Source organism: Bifidobacterium sp. KRGSERBCFTRI (assembly GCF_025908335.1).
The window spans coordinates 2,321,448-2,341,031 of the sequence record NZ_CP109653.1; the positions used below are offsets into that span (position 1 = coordinate 2,321,448).

A 19,584-nucleotide genomic window follows, 5' to 3' on the forward strand; every position below is an offset into this window, starting at 1 on the left:
GTCGTATACCGACTTCATACCTATCATGTGGTGGTGTACATCGCCATAAGCACCGCACCTGCCACGATGAGCAATGTGCCGAAGAGTATGCAGATCATCTGATGTCTTGTCTTGTGTTCCTTGAGGATCACGATGCCACCGAAGGTGGAGACGAGCACTCCCAGTTGGGAGAAGGTCGTGGCGATGGCCTGACCGACATTCGGGTTGGCTGCCGAGATGAAGATGAGGCAGTTGCCTATGGCCCAGGAGAGGCCAGTGAAGATGTTCAGCGCGGTCTTGCGGGTGAAGATGAGCGACTGGTTGTGCTCGCCAAGCACAATGATGGCGACTGCAGCGAGCACCTGCCCAACCGACTGCGGCAGGATCATTGCGGTCATATAATACAGGCCGTTACCGTCCGGCGCATTGTAGATAGCGTTGTCGATATACCCGGTCTTGTGCAGAAGGTTCGGGAACACGAAGTACATCATGAACCCGATGGTGGAGATGAGCAGGGCGATCATGCCGAATTTCATGTTCTTCGCACTGATATGCACGGCATCGGTGACGGAATCTCTGGCCGAACACAGTATGGCGCCGGAGGTGACGAGAATGATGGCGATGATCCCGATCACCCAGACTCGCAATGAGCGCCACTCCCCCAAAACGATGGCGGCCATGAGCGCATTGCCCACCACCTGACCGGCCGTGGAGATCGGCATCGCCAAAGAGACGCCGAGCGGTTTCAAGGCCGAGAACTGGCCGATGGATCCTATCGTCCAGAATATGCCGGAGCATAGGCCCACCACCCAGATGCGGGGATTGAACGCGAACGATGCCCCTGCATGGGGAATCGTGTAGCACACGGCCATCAGCACCGCGAAGAGGAATGCGCCGAAGGTGGTGCCCAGCGTCCCCTGACTTGGCTTGCCGTCGATCTTCGCCGTCATCACACTGTTCGAGCCGAGGAACAATGCCGGCAACAACGCAATGAGCATGCCCATGTGAAGTCCTTTCCCTGTACAATGCCAAATCGTTGTACGCAGAACGCAAAACACAAGCATTCTAGGACCTCCACCGCTACGTTCGGACCGCTCTTCCGCTCATAGCGAGGAGGCTGCCCGCCATACCCGCCTCATCGATACAGTCGGAGCCCCTGCGGCGACGGGGTGAATCCGGCATGCCGAAGGGCGTCGGACATCGCGTTGCCGCCCTGCAATGGCACGCCGTTGCAATCACGGAAAGTGATGCTGGCCCCATGCAATCGCGAACATGTCTGTTCCAAAGCCGTCGCCGCCGTTTTAAGCACGCTCGGCGAAGGCTCGAACGCCACGATACGACCCGACCACAGTGCCGCATACAGCACCGCGCGCCCCTGACGCAGCACCACCAATGAGCCCGGGCGTCGTATTGGTTTCACGGCAGCGCGCCGTTTGGAGTCCGTGCGGGCATTGGATTCAAGTATGGCCGGCGCCGGCCATTCCAATGACGAACCATAGAGATTCGCCGGATCGCATACATCCATGGTGACGGTCATGACAGGCTCGGAATCGATATGGTGACGCAGCAGGTCCACCGTCTCCCGCTCGGCGAATTGAGCGGCACCGAACCCCTTGACGAATACACCTCGCAATAGCGTGCCTTTCTCCTCCATGCGTTTGAGCACCGGATAAATGGCACTGAATCCGCCGGCGACACCGGCATCTGACACCGTATTGGGCGCAATGATGCCGTAGCGGTCGAGCAGAATACCTATCAGGTCGATCATCGCCTCCTCATGGCTCGCATCGCCTTGGGTGCGCACCAGTGACCACAGACCGCCGCCGAACATACCGCGTGTGGGTATTCGGGCACGCAAGCGGAGACGATGCGACCGCACCGTGGCCTTACTTCCACCCGTATGCGTTGACACCGACCGGACTGGTTGCAGGGAGGTGTTGGTAATGAATCCATGCCAGACCAATGACCATAGGGTCTGCTCGAATCGCGAATGGGACCATGATGTGGCCATCACCTCGCCGGTCGTCTCATTCACCTCCGGCTCCGGATTCGCCTGCCACAGGGATTGCGCACGCTCCTCCAATGAGTGCGCCGTGTAAGCGCCACCGTCGTGCAGGGCAAGCAGTATCGCATCGCGCACCGTCAGCGGCATGTCGGATTCCGGCGCAGCCGCTCGACCTAGGGAGGATTCCAATGCCTCAGCATGCACCTGCAACTGTGGGGAGTCCGCCGGGAAGAACATGACGCGTCCCGCCTCGTCACCCCCTTCGCCGCTGCCCGTGGGATCACCCACCCATACCACATCGCCGGAGCCAACCAGCTCGTCGAGCAATGTCGGCGTGTAATCTCGCACACGGGCCGGGAACACGTGGCGCTCCCACACGGGCATCGGCAATGCGACACCCTCCAGCTGTTCAATGGCACGCAAGAGTCCATCCAGACCTTGCAACCGTTCGCCGCCCACCGAGCCGACACCCTGCCGATGAACGAGAAACGCCTCGTACCGCTCGGGTTCCACAGGTTTGATTGCCGCCCGGGCCTTGGCCAACGACTGCGAGCGAATGCGTTTGAGCACGTCGGCATGCACCCATTGCGTCACCCCCGGAGCGAGTCGTTCGTCGAAACGACCGTTGATGAGCTCGCCGGCATCGCGCAGTTCACCAAGCAGTTCGACGGCCGTCTGCGCGTCGATCTCAAGTTCGGAGAGCAGGCGATCGGCAGTGAACGGTCCATGCGTCTTGGCGTAGCGATTCACGCGTCCCCGCAGATCGTGCTTGTCGAGTTCGTTCCAGAAGGTCTTCGAAGCCAGCTGGCCGGCCACTGAATCGATCACCTGTGTATCGAGCACCTGGGCCAGGTTGTCCGTCCCCAACAACCGTTCCAGCACCAGCGGATCCATCGAGAGCAGTTGCGCATTGCGTTCGGCCTGCGGCACATCGTACTGGTACATCACCGACCCCACGAAACCGAACAGAAGATGCTCGGCCATAGGCGATGGCACTTGCGTCTCGCATGCATGCACGTCGATGGCTCCCCCACGTATGCGGGTGAGCACTTCGCGGAGGGCAGGAACGTCGTAGACGTCCTGCAGACATTCGCGGGCGGTCTCGAGCAGCAGCGGGAAGTTCTTCCTCGTGCGCGCCGCGGCCAGCAGCTGGGTGGCCCTCAGCCTCTGCTGCCATAGAGGCACTCGTTTGCCCGGGTCGTTCCTCGGCATGAACAGCGCACGCGCCGCGACCTCACGGAATCGGGCGGCGAACAGCACACTGCCGGAGACCTGGTTCTCCACGATGCGCTGAATGTCATCGGGGTCGAAGTCGATGAGCGCGCCGACGTCGATGCCTCCTTCCCCATCGGGCAGACGCAGCACGATGCCATCGTCGGCGGCGAAGATCTGCCCGTCGAAACCATAACGCTGCGTCAACCTCATGTTGATTGCGAGCGCCCATGGCTCATGCACACGACGCCCGAACGGCGTATGAATGATCACGAGCCAATCGCCCTCCTCCTCGCGGCAGCGTTCGACCACAACCGCACGACCGCTCGGGATCACACCGGTGCTCGCCCGCTGCTCGGAGAGGAAGGCCGCCAGATTCTCCATAGCGTTGGCGTCCAGACCATCGGCTCGCAGGCGTTTGAGAACCACGTCGCTGAATCGGGATTCCGGCGCGTTCCCGACATTGCCGTGCGCCGGTTGCAATCCCGCGGCGATGTCATGCACCCATTCCCCAAGCGACATGCCGAAGGAATAATCGCGCCCGTTGCCCTCCCCATGCCAGAACGGCAGGCGTGCCCTTCGTCCGGGCGCCGGCACCACGACCACGCGGGAGTTCGTGATTTCCTGCACCTGCCAATTCGTGGTGCCGAGTGTGATGATGTCACCCACCCGTGTCTCATACACCATCTCCTCGTCGAGCTCACCAACCCGTCTCGGACCTGTTCCCGCCTCGGCCTCGGGCAGCACTACAGTGTAGAGACCGCGGTCGGGAATCGTGCCGCCGCTGGTCACCGCGAGGCGCTGTGCACCCGGACGCGCCGAGATCATGGCCGAATCCTCGTCGAACATGAGCGGTGGTCGAAATGCCGAGAAGTCCTCGGAATTATAGGCGCCGGTGAGCATGCCCACCACGGCGTCGAACATCGCCCGGTCCAACGAGGCGAAGGGGGCGGCGCGTCTCACCGTCGCATACCAATCATCGGCGGCGATGGGCTCCAGACTGGCGGCCGCCACGGTCTGCTGCGCGAGCACGTCCAAAGGATTCATTGGCATATGCAATGGTTCAATCGCCCCGTTGAGCATGCCTTCCACACTGGCACCTATGCCGATGATCTGTTCGCGTGTCACCGGGTACATGACGGCGTGCGAGACTCCCCCCACCCTATGGTCGGCTCGGCCCACGCGCTGCAGGCCAGAGGAGACCGACAACGGCGGCGTCACCTGAATCACCAGATCCACCGACCCCATGTCAATGCCGAGCTCCAGACTGCTCGTCGCCACCACACAACGCAGACGTCCGGATTTGAGTCTCTCCTCTATTTGCTTGCGGCGGTCTTTCGACACCGACCCGTGATGCGCCATGGCAATCTGCTCGTCAGGGCCGTGCGCCCCCACTTTCATTGTGGTGGACCCATACGTGGAATGATAGTGGGCTGGCTCGTCCGTCTCGCTGGTCGGCAGTTCCACCGGATTGCGTTTGCCGAGCCGTTGTGCGTGCAGATCGTTGATCTGCGCGGTCAGGCGTTCGCATAGGCCGCGCGAATTCACAAACACCAATGTGGTGCGGTGCGAGAGTATCTCGTCGAGAATATGGCGTTGGATCGCCGGCCACGCGGATTTCACCCCCGACGGATTGTGCGCGCCTTCGCTCACCGGCGTACCCGGCGGCAGCGAATCCCCCCATCGCTTGGTTGTCTCGCCGGTGGTTGCAGATTGCGGATCGCCTTGGCCATCCCGTTCCCTCGCCTTGCGCTCCGCCAAGCGTTGCATCGCGGGCGTCACGCCGGTCATTGGCGCAGAAGTGCTGCCGACCTCCCCAGCACCCCCCTTGCGCCTGCCATTGGCCACGGGCCCGTCACCAAGGGTCTTCGCCGGTTCGACCACAGTGATGTCGAGTGCAGGCTTTCCCCCGGTGGCGATGACCGTCACCGGCAATGCTCCTGCGAGGAACTTCGCGGCACGCTCAGGCGGGTTCACCGTCGCCGAAAGCCCTATGCGCTGTGCCGGCCGTTCCAGAAGGTCATCGAGACGCTCAAGGCTCAGCGCCAGATGCGCCCCCCGTTTCGTGCCGGCGACCGCATGCACCTCATCCACGATCACGGTATCCACCGTTTTCAGGATGCCGCGCGCTTTCGAAGTGAGCATGAGATACAGCGACTCCGGGGTCGTGACCAGAATGTCCGGCGGATGCGACATGATCGCACGTCGCTCCTTCGGGGTCGTATCTCCACTTCTGGTGGCGACGGTGACCTGCGGCGCATGCGAGCCAAGGGCATCGATCTGTTCGCGAATACCGGCCAAAGGGACATCAAGGTTCTTCGCCACGTCGACGCCAAGCGCCTTCAACGGTGAGATATACAACACGCGCACGCCTTTGCGTGCATGGTCGGCGGCACTGCGGGACAGAAGCGAGTCGATGGCGAACAGGAACGCGGAGAGGGTCTTTCCCGAACCGGTCGGCGCGATGACCAGCACATTCTCGCGTCGCCCGATCGCCGGCCATGCCAATCGCTGCGCCTCGGTGGGTTCTCCGAACACACGTGAGAACCACACGCGTGTGGGTTCGCTGAACATTGCCATACATTCGCACATATGTTCGATTATTTCCTACCTCGCTCGCGATTGCAAATGTGACACGCTCATGAGAATGACGGCGGCCAGTATGCCAAGCGACGTGAAACACGCCAAGTACCACGGCAGGGCCGCCATGCCCACCGTGGCAGAGAACACGGCGAACAATACGGGACTCACCAGTGTGGCCACGGCGATGACGGCGGTCTCCCAGCCGATCATGGTCATCGTATGAACAGCGCCGAACAGCCGTGGTGTCATATGCACGACGGCCGGATTAATCGGGGCACACCCAAACCCGAGCATGACCGGCGCGACGAGGGCGCGCCATGACCCCATGGGCACAATCATCACCACAAGCGCCGCAACAAGTACGCCCAAGCCGCCGCCGAGCAACGCGCCGTCGGACAATCGCAGCGCCAAGCATCCTGCGATCACGGAACCCAGCGTCAATCCAATGAAGAATAGGTTCGCGTAGATACCGGCATAATGGATGCTCATGTGGCCGGCATGCACCATGTAGCTGCTCGCCCACAGCATGGTGCTCTGCTCCACCGAAGCGTAGGCGAACAGAAGCAACAGTGTCGGGAACGCGCCGCGCAATCTCAGGGCTCGCACCCAGACGGCCATGCGTATGCGCGTCGACATGCCAATCACGCTCGCCATATGCCTGCATGCCGAATGTGGCGCGCTGGATGGGGGTCAGTTCGTCGCGCCACAGCTTCGTGGCACTCACCAACACGATGGCCAGCGCAAGTTGCACAAGGCCTATGCAGCGGTATGCCCACCTCCAGTCGGCATCGTTCGCAATGATCCAACCGAGCATCGTATGACCTGCCATGGCACCTGCGGCCGTCGTGGCGTGCATCCAAATAATATGCGCACTCGGCAAGCGCAATGCTATGTATGCGTTGAGCGCGAGCGCAAGCAGGCCGGAGCCCACGCCATATGGCACGGCGAAGAACAGCAGCAGCCAATATGACGGCGTGAACGAGAAGCCAAGCAATGCCACCACGGTGCATGCCACACCAACATCCACACTGCGCCCCGAGCCCCAGCGACGCAGCCAAGGCTCACCGGCCAGCGCAGCCCACATGGCCCCTGCGGCGATAACGACGGGGATCCCGATGACGGCGGCAAGTGACGCATGCAGTCCCGACCCCATAGCCGGCCACGAGGCACCGAGCGGGGCCTCCGGCAACCCCATGGCAGCGAAGCCAACGTATACCAACGCCACCAACGCCATCGGCATGCCATCGCCCCCTCATTCAGACGTCGTCGGCTCGGATTACATGCTGCATATATTTGCCTATACAGTGCATACACGGTCATCGTAAGGCGCATCGACGGCGCATATGGCACGGCATCGCCTGTTACGAACATGTCAGACGGCCATGTCGTCGCGTCGCAATGCGCGCAGCCACTCGTGCATCGCCGCCATGAACGCGACGAACACCAGCAGACACCATGGCAGCACGGCAATCGTCGTGGCCTGCGCGATCACGCCGAACAATGGTGGCATGAGCATGGTGCCCACATACGCGAACGCCATCTGCACACCGACGATCGCCTGCGATTTATCGGCCCCGAAGTATGTGGGCGTGGAGTGGATGATGCACGGATAGACCGGAGCGCATCCAAGGCCGACGAGTATGAACGCCACGGCGGAGAGGGCGGGGTTGTGCACGGGAACGAGCAACAGGAGCGCCCCGAGGCCGATCGTCATGGTGCCGATGCGAATCATGGCGGGATCGGAGAAGCGCATGGTGAGGAAGCCGTTGGCGAATCGGCCAACGGTGATGCCGATGAGGAAGATGCTCGTGAACGTCGCAGCCACGTCTTCGGCCATGCCATCCATGCCGACCATGTAGGAGCTGGCCCATAGCATGGCGGTCTGTTCGATGGCGCAGTAGCAAAAGAACATGATGAGAATCTGCGTGGCGCCACTGATGCGCAATACACCGAGCAGGCCGATTGGCTTTCGGTCCGTGGCCTGCGTGCCTGCGTCCGCGGCAGCGGGGCGCCTCTTCCACAACGGCAGGCTGAAGATGAGCACGGCGGTGAGCACGAGCTGGATAACACCAACCGAACGGTAGCCCCACTGCCAACCATGCCGGCTTGCCATGGCGTAACTCATCATGTACGGTCCGATGAGCGCGCCGAGCCCCCACATGCAGTGCAGCCAGCTCATATGCCGGCTCGTGTAGTGGATGGCCACGTAGTTGTTGAGCGCCGCATCCACGCCACCCGCGCCGAGCCCGTAGGGAATGGCGCACACGATAAGAACCCAGTAGTTCGGTGCGAAGGAGAATCCCATGAGGGCGGCCGCAGTGAGCGCCACGGAGAACGCCGTCACACGCCCTGCACCAAATCTCAGCGTGAGCCGGTCGCTCAGCAGTGCGGAGATGATGGTTCCGGCACTGATCGTCATCGAGATGCCACCGGCCCTCGACAGTGGAGCATGCAGGTCACCGCTCATGGTGGGCCATGCCGAACCGAGCAGTCCGTCTGGCAGCCCCAGCGAGATGAAGGCCAAGTAGATTACGGCGAGCAGCAGATTCGTCATTGCACCTCCAAATAGTGTGCGCCAGTTTCTGCATCGACAGCCCATAATTATCTTCTTACGTAAAGAAAATATCCGGTTCTTCGAAATCTGTTCGATGATTAGACTGGTGCCCATGAGCTTGAGAATCGGATTCGTGTTCGACGACACCCTGGACGTGCTCGACGGCGTGCAGCAGCATATCGTGACCTTGGGCCAGGAGCTGGCGCGACGGGGGCATGAGGTGCATTATCTGGTCGGCGAGACGCATGACTCCCCCGTGCCGAACACGCATCCGATGTCACGCAACGTCATGGTCCGGTTCAACGGAAACCGCATGCGCATCCCGCTTCCGGCCAACACACGGCATATCCGCGAGGTGCTCGACGAATACGATTTCGACATTCTGCACGTTCAGGCGCCCTACAGCCCGTTCATGGCAGCCAGGGTGCTCGACCATGCGCACCAGCGCACTGGCGTCGTCGCCACCTACCACATCGCATCGGCCGACCTTGCCTCCCGGATCGGCGGCCGTGCGCTCGGGCTGGTCAATATGCACTCCCACCGCCGCGTCGACGAGGTGATCGCAGTCTCCCAGATCGCCGCGCAGTATGCCGAGCAGACCGCGCATGTTCGCGGTGTCGTCATTCCGAATCCCGTCGATGTCGATCGGTTCGCAGGCGCCTCCCCCACCCATGCCATTGTGCAGGGCGACACGGCCAGTGCGCACTCGTCCGAGGGACCCCTCGCGGTGTTCCTTGGTAGATTCGTTCCGAGAAAAGGCGCGGAATTGCTTCTGGATGCCGTCGAATACGGCGAGGAGCATGATCTGTTCCCGCGGGGCTTCCATGTGCGGTTCGCCGGCAAGGGCCCGCTGCTCGACGAATGCCGGGAACGTGCCTCGCATCTGCGCACGCCGATCGAGTTCCTCGGCTTCGTGGAGGAAGAGGAGAAGCCGAAGCTGCTGGCGAGCGCCGATGTGGCCATCTTCCCCGCAACCGGAGGCGAATCCTTCGGCATCGTGCTGCTCGAGGCCATCGCCTCGAATGCCGGTGTCACGCTGGCCGGTGACAATCCCGGCTACCGGTCGACCATGCTCGATGACGAGGACTCGCTCTTCCCGGTGAGTGGAACAGACCGTGCCCGCATTCTTGCCGAACGCATTGCCCGCGCACTCACCGACGAACCTTGGGCGGCCGACCTGCATGCCCGCGAAGCGGGGCTACTCGATCGGTATAACGTTCGCACCGTGACCGATCAGGTGGAACAGGTCTACGGCCAGGCGATGGCGGCTCGCCACGCCGACTGACCCATATCGTGCGAGACCGATGCCCACAGGGGCCCGGAACCCGCGCTTCGTCAAAGTGTCTGCGCGCTTTGCGCGTAGAGCACGCTCCTCAGCGCGGGTTCCGGGCCCCTGTGGGCATCGGTTGCACGAAAGCGTCAGGTGTCAATCTTCGAACGGTCGAAATCCTCGGCGTTGTCGACAATGAACTGGCGGCGCGGAGGCACTTCGTCGCCCATGAGCAGGCTGAAGATGTCGTTCGCCTGCTCGGCGTCCTCCATGCGGATGCGACGCAGCAGACGCGTGCGCGGATCCATCGTCGTGTCGGCAAGCTGGTTCGCGTCCATCTCACCTAAGCCCTTGTAGCGCTGGATGTCGTCGGCATACGGAATATGCTCAGCGTCGAGCTGCGCGAGCCTGCCCGCCAACTCGTCATCTGAATACGTGTAGATGTACTCGCCCTTGCGTGCCCCCGCCAAAGCGATGCGGTGCAGCGGCGGCACGGCCGCATACACGTGCCCCGCCTCGACGAGCGGTCTCATGTACCGGTAGAACAGCGTGAGCAGCAATGTGCGAATATGCGCGCCATCCACATCGGCATCGGTCATCATGACGATTTTGTTGTACCGCGCCGACTCGATGTCGAAGCTGGCCCCCGAACCCGCACCGATCACCTGGATGATCGACGCGCATTCCTTGTTCGAAAGCATCTGCGACAACGACGCCTTCTGCACGTTGAGAATCTTGCCGCGGATCGGCAGCAGCGCCTGGAACGCCGAATTGCGGGCGGCCTTCGCCGTGCCGAGTGCGGAATCACCCTCGACGATGAACAGTTCGGCGATGTCGTCGTTGCCCGGCTGGCAATCCGACAGTTTACTCGGCATAGAAGCAGATTCGAGTGCGTTCTTGCGACGTGTGACCTCCTTGGTCTTGCGTGCCTGAATGCGCGCGTGCATCTCGCCCACGATCTTCTCGAGCACGCGCGCCGACTGCTCCTTGTACCCGCGTTTCGCGCCGGTGATGAGCTCGGCGAACTGCTTGTCGGTGATGCGTGTGACAAGCGGCTTGACCGGCGCGGTGCCGAGCACGTCCTTCGTCTGCCCCTGGAACTGCGGCTCGGCGATGCGCACGGTGACCACGGCCACCAATCCGGCGAGAATGTCGTCACGCTCGATCTTCATCTTCGGGTCTTTGAGATTGACCTTGAGCTTGCGCGCGTTGTCTTCCACCGTCTTGCGAATCTGCTTAGTGATACCCTGCAGGAAGCCGTCCACATGCATGCCGCCGCCCGGCGTGGCGACGACGTTCACGAAGCTCTTCAACACCGTGTCGTAGCCGTTCGTCCAACGCATCGCGATATCGACATCGCAGGTTCGCACGATCTTCTGCGCATGCAGGTCGCCGTTCGCGTCCACTGCCTGCGTCTCCTCATGGTACGTGCCCTGCCCGCTTATTCGCCACACGGTGGAAACGGCCTCGCCGTGGGAGAGGAAGTCCACGAAATCGACAATGCCACCGGTATGGCAGAATTCCTCCACACGCCGGTGTCCCGGCACTGAGGCGCCCGAATCCGCAGATTGCACGACCGGTATGGCTGCGACTGCCTGCTGCGGGTCCTGTGCCTGTTCCTGCGCGTCCTCCGCATTCGCCCGCTCAAGGCCGATCTTCGCAGGATTCTCGCTTGCCTCGGTCTCCGCCTCGATCCGCTCGACCGGGTCGGATTGCGCCTGTTTGACGTCGGTCTCCTCGAACACGTCGGTGTCGACGTCGCCTGTCTCACGGATGCGTTCGTCGATCACCGTGATCTTCAGACCCGGCACCAGGAAGCTCGTCTGGCGCACACGGTCAATCAGTTGTTCGTAGTCGAATTTCGCGGTGTCATTGAAGATTTCCGGATCCGCCCAATAGCGGATGCGCGTGCCCGTGCGCTTCGGGGGCACCTTGCCGATGATCTCGAGCTCTGTGGGGCGGTTCTTGCGCGTTTTCTTGAACGGTGAGTCGGGGGAAGGACGCTGTGGGTCCTCGTCGGTATACACACCTGGATGCCCTTGGTGGAACGCCATATGGTAGGTGTGGCCGTTGCGGTCGACTTCGACGTCCATGCGCGAGCTCAATGCATTGACCACCGACGAGCCCACGCCATGCAGACCTCCGGCAGCGTTGTACGACGAATTGCCAAACTTGGCACCCGCATGCAGCTTGGTGAGCACCACCTCGACACCGGTGAGCTTCGTCTTCGGCTCCACATCCACCGGTATGCCTCGGCCGTTGTCGGCGACTTCGATCGAACCGTCTTCGTGCAGGGTGACGACAATATGCGTGCATGCCCCGGCGAGCGCCTCGTCCACCGAATTGTCGATGATCTCCCACAGGCAGTGCATGAGACCCTGGCTGTCGGTGGTGCCGATGTACATGCCCGGACGCTTGCGCACCGCGTCCAGCCCTTCCAGCACCGTCAATGAGCCGGCGCCGTAGCTGCCGGGTTCCTTCTTCGCCATAACCCTCCTCCGTATCTCCTCTTCGATGCAAAAGAGAGCGGAGCCACTCGGCTCACGCTCTCCCTGGCACTGTCATGTCGTCTGGCGTCGGCACGCACCCATCGGGGTGCGCCGGCAATGGACGCCGTTCAGCGTCACTGATCGAGGAAGTCGCGCAGCGTCTGCGAACGGGACGGATGACGCAACTTCGACATGGTCTTCGACTCAATCTGGCGAATGCGCTCGCGGGTCACGCCATATACGCGGCCGATGTCGTCGAGCGTCTTCGGCTGGCCGTCCTCGAGACCATAGCGCATCTTGATCACGCCCGCCTCACGCGGCGAGAGCGTTTCAAGCACCTGACGGAATTGCTCCTGTAGCAGTGAGAATGCGACCGCCTCCGATGGCGCGATGGCATCGGTGTCTTCGATCAGATCGCCGAATTCGGAATCGCCGTCCTCACCCAGCGGCGTATGCAACGAAATCGGCTCGCGGCCGTACTTCTGCACTTCCTGCACCTTCTCCACCGGCATGTCGAGCTCGCGGGCAAGCTCGTCGGGCGTGGGCTCACGGCCCAGATCCTGCAGCATCTGGCGCTGGACGCGCGAGAGTTTGTTGATCACCTCGACCATATGCACCGGCACACGAATCGTGCGGGCCTGGTCGGCCATGGCGCGGGTGATCGCCTGACGGATCCACCAGGTGGCATAGGTGGAGAACTTGAAGCCTTTCTTCCAATCGAATTTCTCGACGGCGCGAATGAGACCCAGATTGCCTTCCTGGATAAGGTCGAGGAATAGCATGCCGCGGCCGGTGTAACGCTTGGCAAGCGAGACGACGAGTCGCAGATTGGCCTCGAGCAGGTGGTCCTTCGCCTTCTTGCCGTCGGCGGCTGCCCACTTGAGTTCGCGTTTGCGTCTGAACTCCATCGTGTCGCCCTCGGTGTCGAGCAGATGCTGGGCGTACAGGCCGGCCTCGATACGCTCGGAGAGGTCGACCTCCTGTTCGGCATTGAGAAGGCTCACACGACCGATCTGCTTGAGATAATCCTTCACCGGGTCGGCGGTCGCGCCCGTGGTTACCACGCGGCGCTTCGGATTCACGCCCGGATTCGCCAGAAGGGCTTCGTCGTCCTCATCGTTGTCGCTGACGACGAACGCACCCTTCTCCTTGGGCTCCTTCGGGGCCTGCGGCTCTTCGTCGTCGTCTTCCTCCGGCTCGGGTTCGTCCTCCGACTCCTCGTCCTCGAGGTCGTCATCGTTCTCGTCGGCGTCAAGATCCTCATCGAGGTCAAGATCCTCCTCGTCGATCACATCCTCACCGATCATGTCCTCGTCGTCGATCTCCTCGGACTTGGAAATGGCCTTCTTCGCGCCGGTCTTCGAAGCCGCACGAGTCTTCCTTGCCGGCGTTGACTCGCTCTCGGCGGCATCCTTCTTCTTCCGGGCCGTGGCACGCTTGGTGGTCTTGCCGGCGGAGCCCTTCTTCGCCGACGAAGCCTTCGAGGAGGCCCTCCTACGGGTGGTCTTGCCCTTCTCTTCGACGGCGGCTTCGTCGTGGGCGCTTTCGGAGGCCTTCTTCTTCGCGGCTTTCTCGGTGCTCGTCGTTTCCTTGGCGACCAAACTGTACCTCCCTGGGTCTTGTGGAACGCGGCCGACCGTCGTATGCTTGCTTTTGGGCATAGCTACGGCAAGGTCAAGTCGCTGACTATGTGAGTTAACCATGTCTTCGGGACGATTATTCCCATAGACCCTCAGGTGCCTGCAATCGGTGCGTCCTCCGTCTCGGCGCGGCCTGCATGTGCCGGGTAGACGTGTCGGGTGACCGCAGCCGCGACGATAGCCGCCAATGTGACCCGTTCATCCTCCTCGAGCACCCCGAGCGCATCGTGCAGCGCGGACTCGTCGCCACGCCACCATTTAAGATAGGCCCTCACCGCCCGCAATTGCCTGGTGCATTCGGCGGGAAGACGCCCCGACATCGTGTGAAGCAGTTCGACGACCCGCACGCACCGCCGTTCGTCCGATTCGGGTTCCTCGAAGGCCGCGGTAAGCATGGCGGACATAGATTGTGCCACATCTTTGTCATGGGGATGCGCGGCGAACCGTGAGATGACGCCTTCGTCCCACTGCGACTCGTCCGCCACCACTGTCATGATGATCGCATCGCGCACCGCCAACGAGATGTTGAAACCGGTGACCAACATCAACTGCACCTCATCATCGAGATCCTGCGGCTTCATTTCAGGCTCCCGCAGCCACGTCAGCCATGGAGGCAGCAGATCGGCGATCCACCGGGCCGCCGCCGATGCCGTACCGATGTCGGTCATCCGCTCGAAATACTCGCGGCGCATACCCCCGAGCCGCGCCACCGGCAATGGGTGCATGCCCAGACCCGCGATACCGCCGTCTTCCCGGTTCATCTCCGCTTCCTCGTTGTGTTCATTGTTCGACACCATATCTACTCCTTGTCCGTCTTGCATTGCGACCCAAACGGGCCTTGCATCCACTGTGGCGGCAGAATGGAAAGGATTCCATCCCAACGGGCATTTGTGGTCGGAGAACGTGTTATCCACATTGCAGGTCGGGCATATTGTGCATGACCTGCAATGTCGGAATGCTGTGAATACACTGGAACCATGAGCGATTCCAGCAGTATCGGCGCCATTGAAACCCGCATTCGAGAACTTGTGCACGACTACGTGGGGGTGAACGGCACAGATGCACCCATCACCCCGGCTCTGCGCCCGATGTTCCATACAGTGGTGGATCAGGCGCTCGCCTCAAGCGAAGGGGGCAAACGCCTGCGCGCGCTACTCACACTGGATGCCTACGATGTGCTGGCCGGCGCCCCGGATTCCACACAATCGCGAAGCGTGCGCACCAAGGTGCTTGACTTCGCCTGTGCCATTGAGGTGTTCCAGACCGCCGCACTGGTGCACGACGACCTCATTGACGACTCGGATCTACGCCGCGGCAAGCCCTCCGCGCACTGCGCGCTCACCTCGTTCGCCGGCGCACGCAGCATTGGCCGCGGGCTGGGCCTCATGCTGGGCGACATGCTCGCCACGGCATGCACGCTCATCATGGAGGACGCCAGCACCGGTATGGTCGAACATCGACGCTTGGTGGAGGCCTTTCTTTCGATGCAACATGACGTGGAGGTGGGCCAGGTGCTCGACCTTGCCATTGAGCGCATGCCACTCGACGATCCGCAAGCGCTTGCCGAAGCGTCGCTCGACGTGTTTCGCTGGAAAACCGCCAGCTATACCACCATTGCCCCGTTGATGCTGGCATTCCTGGCATCCGGTATGACCAGCGAGGCAGCCAACCTCCACTGCCATGCCATAGGGCTGCCATTGGGGCAGGCATTCCAGCTGGCCGATGATCTGCTTGACGTCACTGGCTCCTCCCGCAGCACGGGAAAACCTGTCGGAGGTGATATTCGTGAGGGGAAACGCACGGTGTTGCTCGCCGACGCCATGATGTTGGGCACCGCCGCACAACGCGTACAGCTGCAGCAGCTGTACGAGCAGCCGTTCCGCTCCGACGCGCAGGTGCATGAGACCATTGCGCTGTTCCATGACACCGGGGCCATCGAGCATTCGCACGAACGTATCGCGAAGCTGTGGTCGCAAACCCAGGAAAGTATCGAAGCAATGGGTCTCACCGCCGCACAATCGCAAAGCCTTCGTAAAGCCTGTGAGCGCTTTCTGCCGGATTTCACAGCCGAACGGTAAAATATCCTCCGAAGGCACACTCGCAATCGGGGCATCACAGCAGAAGGAACACAACCAGCATGGTGGATACCACGGCACACGGCACGGACCACTACAATCTCATTGACGGCCGCTACCGCATTGTGCGCAAGATCGCGGATGGCGGCATGGCCACGGTGTACCAGACCGTCGACGAAAGGCTCGGGCGCAATGTGGCGGTCAAAATCATGCACATGCAGCTGGCCCAGGGCCCCCACCGCGAGCAGTTCATCGAGCGCTTCCGACGGGAGGCCAAATCCGCGGCAGCAATAGCCAATCCGCATGTGGTGCAGGTGTACGACACCGGTGAGACGAATGGCTCGTACTATCTGGTCATGGAGTATGTGCACGGCGTGAATCTGCGTAGTCAGATGCAGACGCACACCACGTTCTCGGTGCGCGACACCCTGCGCATCGTCGGCGAGACATTGAACGGACTTGCCGCCGCCCACGAGATCGGCGTCGTACACCGCGACATCAAGCCGGAGAACATTCTGATCAACGACCGCGGTCATGTGGAGATCACCGATTTCGGCCTAGCCAAGGCCGCCTCGCAGGCCACGCTCTCCTCCACCGGGATGCTGCTTGGCACAGCGGCCTATCTCGCCCCGGAGATGATCGAAAACAACCAGGCCACTCCTCAGGGCGACTGCTATTCCGTGGGCATCATGGCATGGGAGCTGCTGGCGGGGAGGGTGCCGTTCCAGTCAGACAATCCGGTGACGATGGTGTTCAGGCACGTCAACGAGAACATCCCCTCCATAGGAACGGTGTGCTACGGCATCGACCCCCGGGTTTCGGCCTTCATCTCGTACCTGACCGCACGTGACGTCAATGCCCGTCCGAAAAGCGCACAGAAGGCGTTGGATCGCCTCCGTGAGCTCATGCCCACGCTGAGCCGCCAGGCATTGGACTATCGCTTCCGCCCCCAGGAACCACCCATCAACAGCACTCGGGTGTTCCCAATGGGTGCGAATGAGCAGGATTCCGACCGTCCCTCCGTTTCGAGCAAATCGGATTCGCCGGAAGAATCCACTCCACCACCTACCTCTGCCGCCGCGCTTTTCACTGCATTGGCCTCCCCCGATCTCACTGAAGAGGAGGCGGAACAGGCAAGAACGGTAGCTCTCGCCACACCGCCGGACGACTCCTCGACGCCAGGCTCTGGGGTTCCGGCCTCCGGTGGAACCACCGTTCCACCATATGGAGGCTCTACCGGAAGTTATGGGCGTAATTCCGGCCGTCCCGGCGAGCCAGGTGCGCCATTGCCCAGCAATGCCCAGACGCAAGTGCAGCCTCGCAAGAAGCATAGAACGGCGATGATCGTTTCGATCATCGCCGCCATACTCGCATTGGGTGCCGGTGGCGGATTCGCATTGTGGTACTTCGTGGGGCCTGGCAGCTACTGGACACTGCCCAAACCCGAGGGGCTCAGTTGTGCCGAAAATGCGCCATGCAAGATCACAGGTGTGAAATGGGATGCCTATGAGCGTCTGCTCAAAGTCTCGCAGATTCCGTACAAAAGCACACAGCAGTATAGCGACACAGTGCCTGCCGGCGAGATCATCTCCACCGACCCGCAATTTGTGGATGCCCATGTGAGCAAGCGGGCCAGCGGCGAGGTGCATGTGACGGTGTCGCAAGGTGTGCAGCAGGCCACCGTTCCCGAAGGCATCATGAGCAGCTCGTCCCCTCTGGACGACCTGCGGAAGGCGGGCTTCACCAACATCACGCACAGCGAAGACAACGACGAGTATTCCGAAAGCGTTCCGGAAGGCGAGGTCATCGACATCACGCCCAGCGCCGGCACCACACAGAACCATAACGACGACGTCGTGGTGACGCTCTCCAAAGGGCCCATGCCGGTGGCAATGCCGAATGTGGTGGGCATGACGCGCGGTCAGGCGCAGAAGTCGTTTGATGACGCCAAGCTCAAGGCGACCTACACCGAAGAGTACAGCGATACGATTCCACGGGACCAGGTGATTTCAGTGGATCCCGAGGCGGGAACCCAATTGCACTGGGGCGATGCGGTCACAGTCACCGTCTCGAAGGGCCCTGAAATGGTGACCGTTCCCGACATCACGGGCAAGAAGACGGAGGAGGCCAGGAAGATCCTTGAAGACCTCGGCTTTGAGGTGAAGGTCTCATCACCGTTGGGCGACCTCCTGCACACCGTGCGATTCCAAGATCCCAAAGGCGGCCAGCAGGTGCGTCTGCGTGGCGAAGACGGCAAGAAAACGGTGATCACACTCACGGTGATCTGAGCGGCGTATGCGCGTATACATTGTGTCCCAGAGCCAGACTCAGGTCAGCCTATTCATGTTCACGCTCGAGATCAGCTGCTGCCTCTGCGCCAGCGGAATCGAGCACGTCCTGCTCCTCCTTCATCTGCTGCTTGACCACCTGGGCGTATTCGGGAACGTATTCCTGCCCGCTCATCGCCTGGATCCTGCGCGTGATTTCGTCGGTGAGCTCACGCAGCCGTTCATGCGTCACCTCGTCAGATGGAGTCTTCTCCACTTCGATGGGTTCACCATAGATCACCTTGGAGTGCCCCTTGCCCGGAATCACCTGCCCCGGCTTCTGCAGTTCGCGTGAACCGATGATGGCGGCAGGAATGATCGGGCAACCGGTTTCCAAGGCGAGACGCGCGGCACCGGTGTGCCCCTTGTATAGACGGCCGTCCGGGCTGCGGGTGCCTTCGATGTGGATGCCGAACAGGTGGCCTTCCTCGATGATCTCACGTGCATGCTCAAGCGCACCGAGCGACTTTGAGCCGCCCGAACGATCCACGGGGAACACGCCCACCGAGGTGAACCACCACTTCTTGAACTTGCCTTTGATGCCCTTGCCTTCGAAATACTCCGCCTTGCCCATGAAATGAATCATGCGCGGACAGGTGAGCGGTAGCAACGCATCGTCGATCACAGCCAGATGATTGGCTGCAATGATGCCCCCGCCGGTGCGTGGAATGTTCTGGAGCCCTTCTGCCACGGGCTTGAAACGATGCCGCGCCACCGGACCGAGCGTTCTCATGAAGAACCAATACAACATGCTGCCTCCTCCTACATGTCTCATAGCATCCGCTTGCTACAGTGAACCTATGACTGACCTCAACAATAGCAACGACGGCGAAGAAACGAAGCCACACGATTCCGGGCGCAACGGGGGTGATTCGAGCGAGATCTCCGAGGAGGCCGCCTGGAATCGCTTCCTCGACGAGTATTCCGACGATCTGGGCGAGGTGGAGCGATCACGCACCGCGAGGAAATTCGACAGGCACGCCACGCGTCAGGACAAACGCGAGGAGAAGAGGGCGATTCTTTCGGTGAACGACCTCAAACAGGGCAGTTTCGTCGATTCGTCAGGCCCGCGTGATTTCACGCAATCGAGTTGGCTCGACACCGACGATGTGATGGATCGCAGCAGCGTGTTCACTCCCCCCAATCCCGATCTGGGTCAGATTCGCTGGTCGCGTCTCATCTGCGGCATTCTGCTCGTCGTCGGCGTCGCCGGCATCATCGCCACGGCGTTTCTGCCAGCCTGGGCGACCGTGCTCGGCATCGTCTTCGGCATCTCGATACTCGTCGGCGCCGGTGGCCTGTTCGTCACACACCGCGGTCATGACGAAACGAAGCGAGACGAGGAAGACGACGGCGCTCGCGTATAGGATTCCCGAAAGAACAAGGTGCCATTCGGCCGTGCATAGCCGAATGGCACCTCTGGTTATAGGGACCAGGTAATCCCCGTACT

Annotated in this window: 13 protein-coding genes; 5 read left to right on the forward strand and 8 right to left on the reverse strand. The window is 61.5% G+C overall.

Going from position 1 to position 19,584, the window contains the following annotated elements:
• Positions 1 to 23: 23 nt before the first annotated feature.
• From OGI63_RS10065 to OGI63_RS10075, 3 genes are all read right to left on the reverse strand, one after another.
• The gene (locus OGI63_RS10065) at positions 24 to 983 is read right to left on the reverse strand and encodes a GRP family sugar transporter (RefSeq protein ID WP_004217613.1); all 960 of its coding nucleotides are present in this window, start codon (positions 981 to 983) and stop codon (positions 24 to 26) included.
• A 131-nt stretch (positions 984 to 1,114) separates the two neighbouring features.
• A complete protein-coding gene (locus OGI63_RS10070) occupies positions 1,115 to 5,788 on the reverse strand; it encodes a DEAD/DEAH box helicase (RefSeq protein WP_012619884.1) in 4,674 nt (1,557 codons plus the stop codon).
• Positions 5,789 to 5,803: 15 nt separating this feature from the next.
• Entirely contained in the window at positions 5,804 to 6,433 is a 630-nt protein-coding gene (locus OGI63_RS10075; RefSeq protein WP_004217611.1) for a hypothetical protein, read from the reverse strand.
• Positions 6,434 to 6,606: 173 nt separating this feature from the next.
• Between OGI63_RS10075 and OGI63_RS10080 the strand changes: the two genes are divergently transcribed.
• Positions 6,607 to 7,104: a hypothetical protein gene (locus OGI63_RS10080; protein WP_049754444.1), complete on the forward strand. Its 498-nt coding sequence runs from the start codon at positions 6,607 to 6,609 to the stop codon at positions 7,102 to 7,104.
• Between the two features lie 47 nt (positions 7,105 to 7,151).
• Here the strand turns inward: OGI63_RS10080 and OGI63_RS10085 are convergent, their stop codons facing one another.
• Positions 7,152 to 8,333 carry an MFS transporter gene (locus tag OGI63_RS10085; RefSeq protein ID WP_004217610.1) on the reverse strand — a complete coding sequence of 394 codons (1,182 nt, stop codon included), beginning with the start codon at positions 8,331 to 8,333 and terminating at the stop codon, positions 7,152 to 7,154.
• 112 nt (positions 8,334 to 8,445) lie between these two features.
• On the opposite strand from OGI63_RS10085, the gene OGI63_RS10090 reads away from it, so the two are divergent.
• Positions 8,446 to 9,618 carry a glycosyltransferase family 4 protein gene (locus OGI63_RS10090; protein ID WP_004217609.1) on the forward strand — a complete coding sequence of 391 codons (1,173 nt, stop codon included), beginning with the start codon at positions 8,446 to 8,448 and terminating at the stop codon, positions 9,616 to 9,618.
• 134 nt (positions 9,619 to 9,752) lie between these two features.
• On the opposite strand, the gene OGI63_RS10095 is transcribed toward OGI63_RS10090, so the two are convergent.
• The 3 genes from OGI63_RS10095 to OGI63_RS10105 form a co-directional block, all read right to left on the reverse strand.
• Complete coding sequence (locus OGI63_RS10095; protein ID WP_004217608.1) at positions 9,753 to 12,092, reverse strand: DNA gyrase/topoisomerase IV subunit B; 2,340 nt, start codon at positions 12,090 to 12,092, stop codon at positions 9,753 to 9,755.
• Positions 12,093 to 12,226: 134 nt separating this feature from the next.
• Positions 12,227 to 13,753 carry an RNA polymerase sigma factor gene (locus OGI63_RS10100; RefSeq protein ID WP_072633050.1) on the reverse strand — a complete coding sequence of 509 codons (1,527 nt, stop codon included), beginning with the start codon at positions 13,751 to 13,753 and terminating at the stop codon, positions 12,227 to 12,229.
• A 71-nt stretch (positions 13,754 to 13,824) separates the two neighbouring features.
• A complete protein-coding gene (locus OGI63_RS10105; protein ID WP_004217606.1) occupies positions 13,825 to 14,529 on the reverse strand; it encodes a hypothetical protein in 705 nt (234 codons plus the stop codon).
• A 180-nt stretch (positions 14,530 to 14,709) separates the two neighbouring features.
• Between OGI63_RS10105 and OGI63_RS10110 the strand changes: the two genes are divergently transcribed.
• Positions 14,710 to 15,810: a polyprenyl synthetase family protein gene (locus tag OGI63_RS10110; RefSeq protein WP_004217605.1), complete on the forward strand. Its 1,101-nt coding sequence runs from the start codon at positions 14,710 to 14,712 to the stop codon at positions 15,808 to 15,810.
• 59 nt (positions 15,811 to 15,869) lie between these two features.
• Positions 15,870 to 18,095, forward strand: coding sequence for a protein kinase domain-containing protein (locus OGI63_RS10115; protein ID WP_004217604.1), 2,226 nt, complete (start codon positions 15,870 to 15,872; stop codon positions 18,093 to 18,095).
• 49 nt (positions 18,096 to 18,144) lie between these two features.
• Here OGI63_RS10115 and OGI63_RS10120 read toward each other — a convergent pair whose 3' ends face one another.
• Positions 18,145 to 18,885, reverse strand: coding sequence for a lysophospholipid acyltransferase family protein (locus OGI63_RS10120; RefSeq protein WP_004217603.1), 741 nt, complete (start codon positions 18,883 to 18,885; stop codon positions 18,145 to 18,147).
• 49 nt (positions 18,886 to 18,934) lie between these two features.
• Here OGI63_RS10120 and OGI63_RS10125 point away from each other — a divergent pair, with 49 nt between their 5' ends.
• The gene (locus tag OGI63_RS10125; protein WP_004217602.1) at positions 18,935 to 19,501 is read left to right on the forward strand and encodes a TrbC/VirB2 family protein; all 567 of its coding nucleotides are present in this window, start codon (positions 18,935 to 18,937) and stop codon (positions 19,499 to 19,501) included.
• Positions 19,502 to 19,584: the final 83 nt, after the last annotated feature.

What these genes read in the sequence shown, in the direction of transcription:
- OGI63_RS10065 (WP_004217613.1), bottom strand. Translation starts at nt 983, where the DNA reads ATGGGCATGCTCATTGCGTTGTTGCCGGCATTGTTCCTCGGCTCGAAC.
- OGI63_RS10070 (WP_012619884.1), bottom strand. Translation starts at nt 5,788, where the DNA reads ATGTGCGAATGTATGGCAATGTTCAGCGAACCCACACGCGTGTGGTTC.
- OGI63_RS10075 (WP_004217611.1), bottom strand. Translation starts at nt 6,433, where the DNA reads ATGGCGAGCGTGATTGGCATGTCGACGCGCATACGCATGGCCGTCTGG.
- OGI63_RS10080 (WP_049754444.1), top strand. Translation starts at nt 6,607, where the DNA reads ATGGCACCTGCGGCCGTCGTGGCGTGCATCCAAATAATATGCGCACTC.
- OGI63_RS10085 (WP_004217610.1), bottom strand. Translation starts at nt 8,333, where the DNA reads ATGACGAATCTGCTGCTCGCCGTAATCTACTTGGCCTTCATCTCGCTG.
- OGI63_RS10090 (WP_004217609.1), top strand. Translation starts at nt 8,446, where the DNA reads ATGAGCTTGAGAATCGGATTCGTGTTCGACGACACCCTGGACGTGCTC.
- OGI63_RS10095 (WP_004217608.1), bottom strand. Translation starts at nt 12,092, where the DNA reads ATGGCGAAGAAGGAACCCGGCAGCTACGGCGCCGGCTCATTGACGGTG.
- OGI63_RS10100 (WP_072633050.1), bottom strand. Translation starts at nt 13,753, where the DNA reads ATGCCCAAAAGCAAGCATACGACGGTCGGCCGCGTTCCACAAGACCCA.
- OGI63_RS10105 (WP_004217606.1), bottom strand. Translation starts at nt 14,529, where the DNA reads ATGGTGTCGAACAATGAACACAACGAGGAAGCGGAGATGAACCGGGAA.
- OGI63_RS10110 (WP_004217605.1), top strand. Translation starts at nt 14,710, where the DNA reads ATGAGCGATTCCAGCAGTATCGGCGCCATTGAAACCCGCATTCGAGAA.
- OGI63_RS10115 (WP_004217604.1), top strand. Translation starts at nt 15,870, where the DNA reads ATGGTGGATACCACGGCACACGGCACGGACCACTACAATCTCATTGAC.
- OGI63_RS10120 (WP_004217603.1), bottom strand. Translation starts at nt 18,885, where the DNA reads ATGTTGTATTGGTTCTTCATGAGAACGCTCGGTCCGGTGGCGCGGCAT.
- OGI63_RS10125 (WP_004217602.1), top strand. Translation starts at nt 18,935, where the DNA reads ATGACTGACCTCAACAATAGCAACGACGGCGAAGAAACGAAGCCACAC.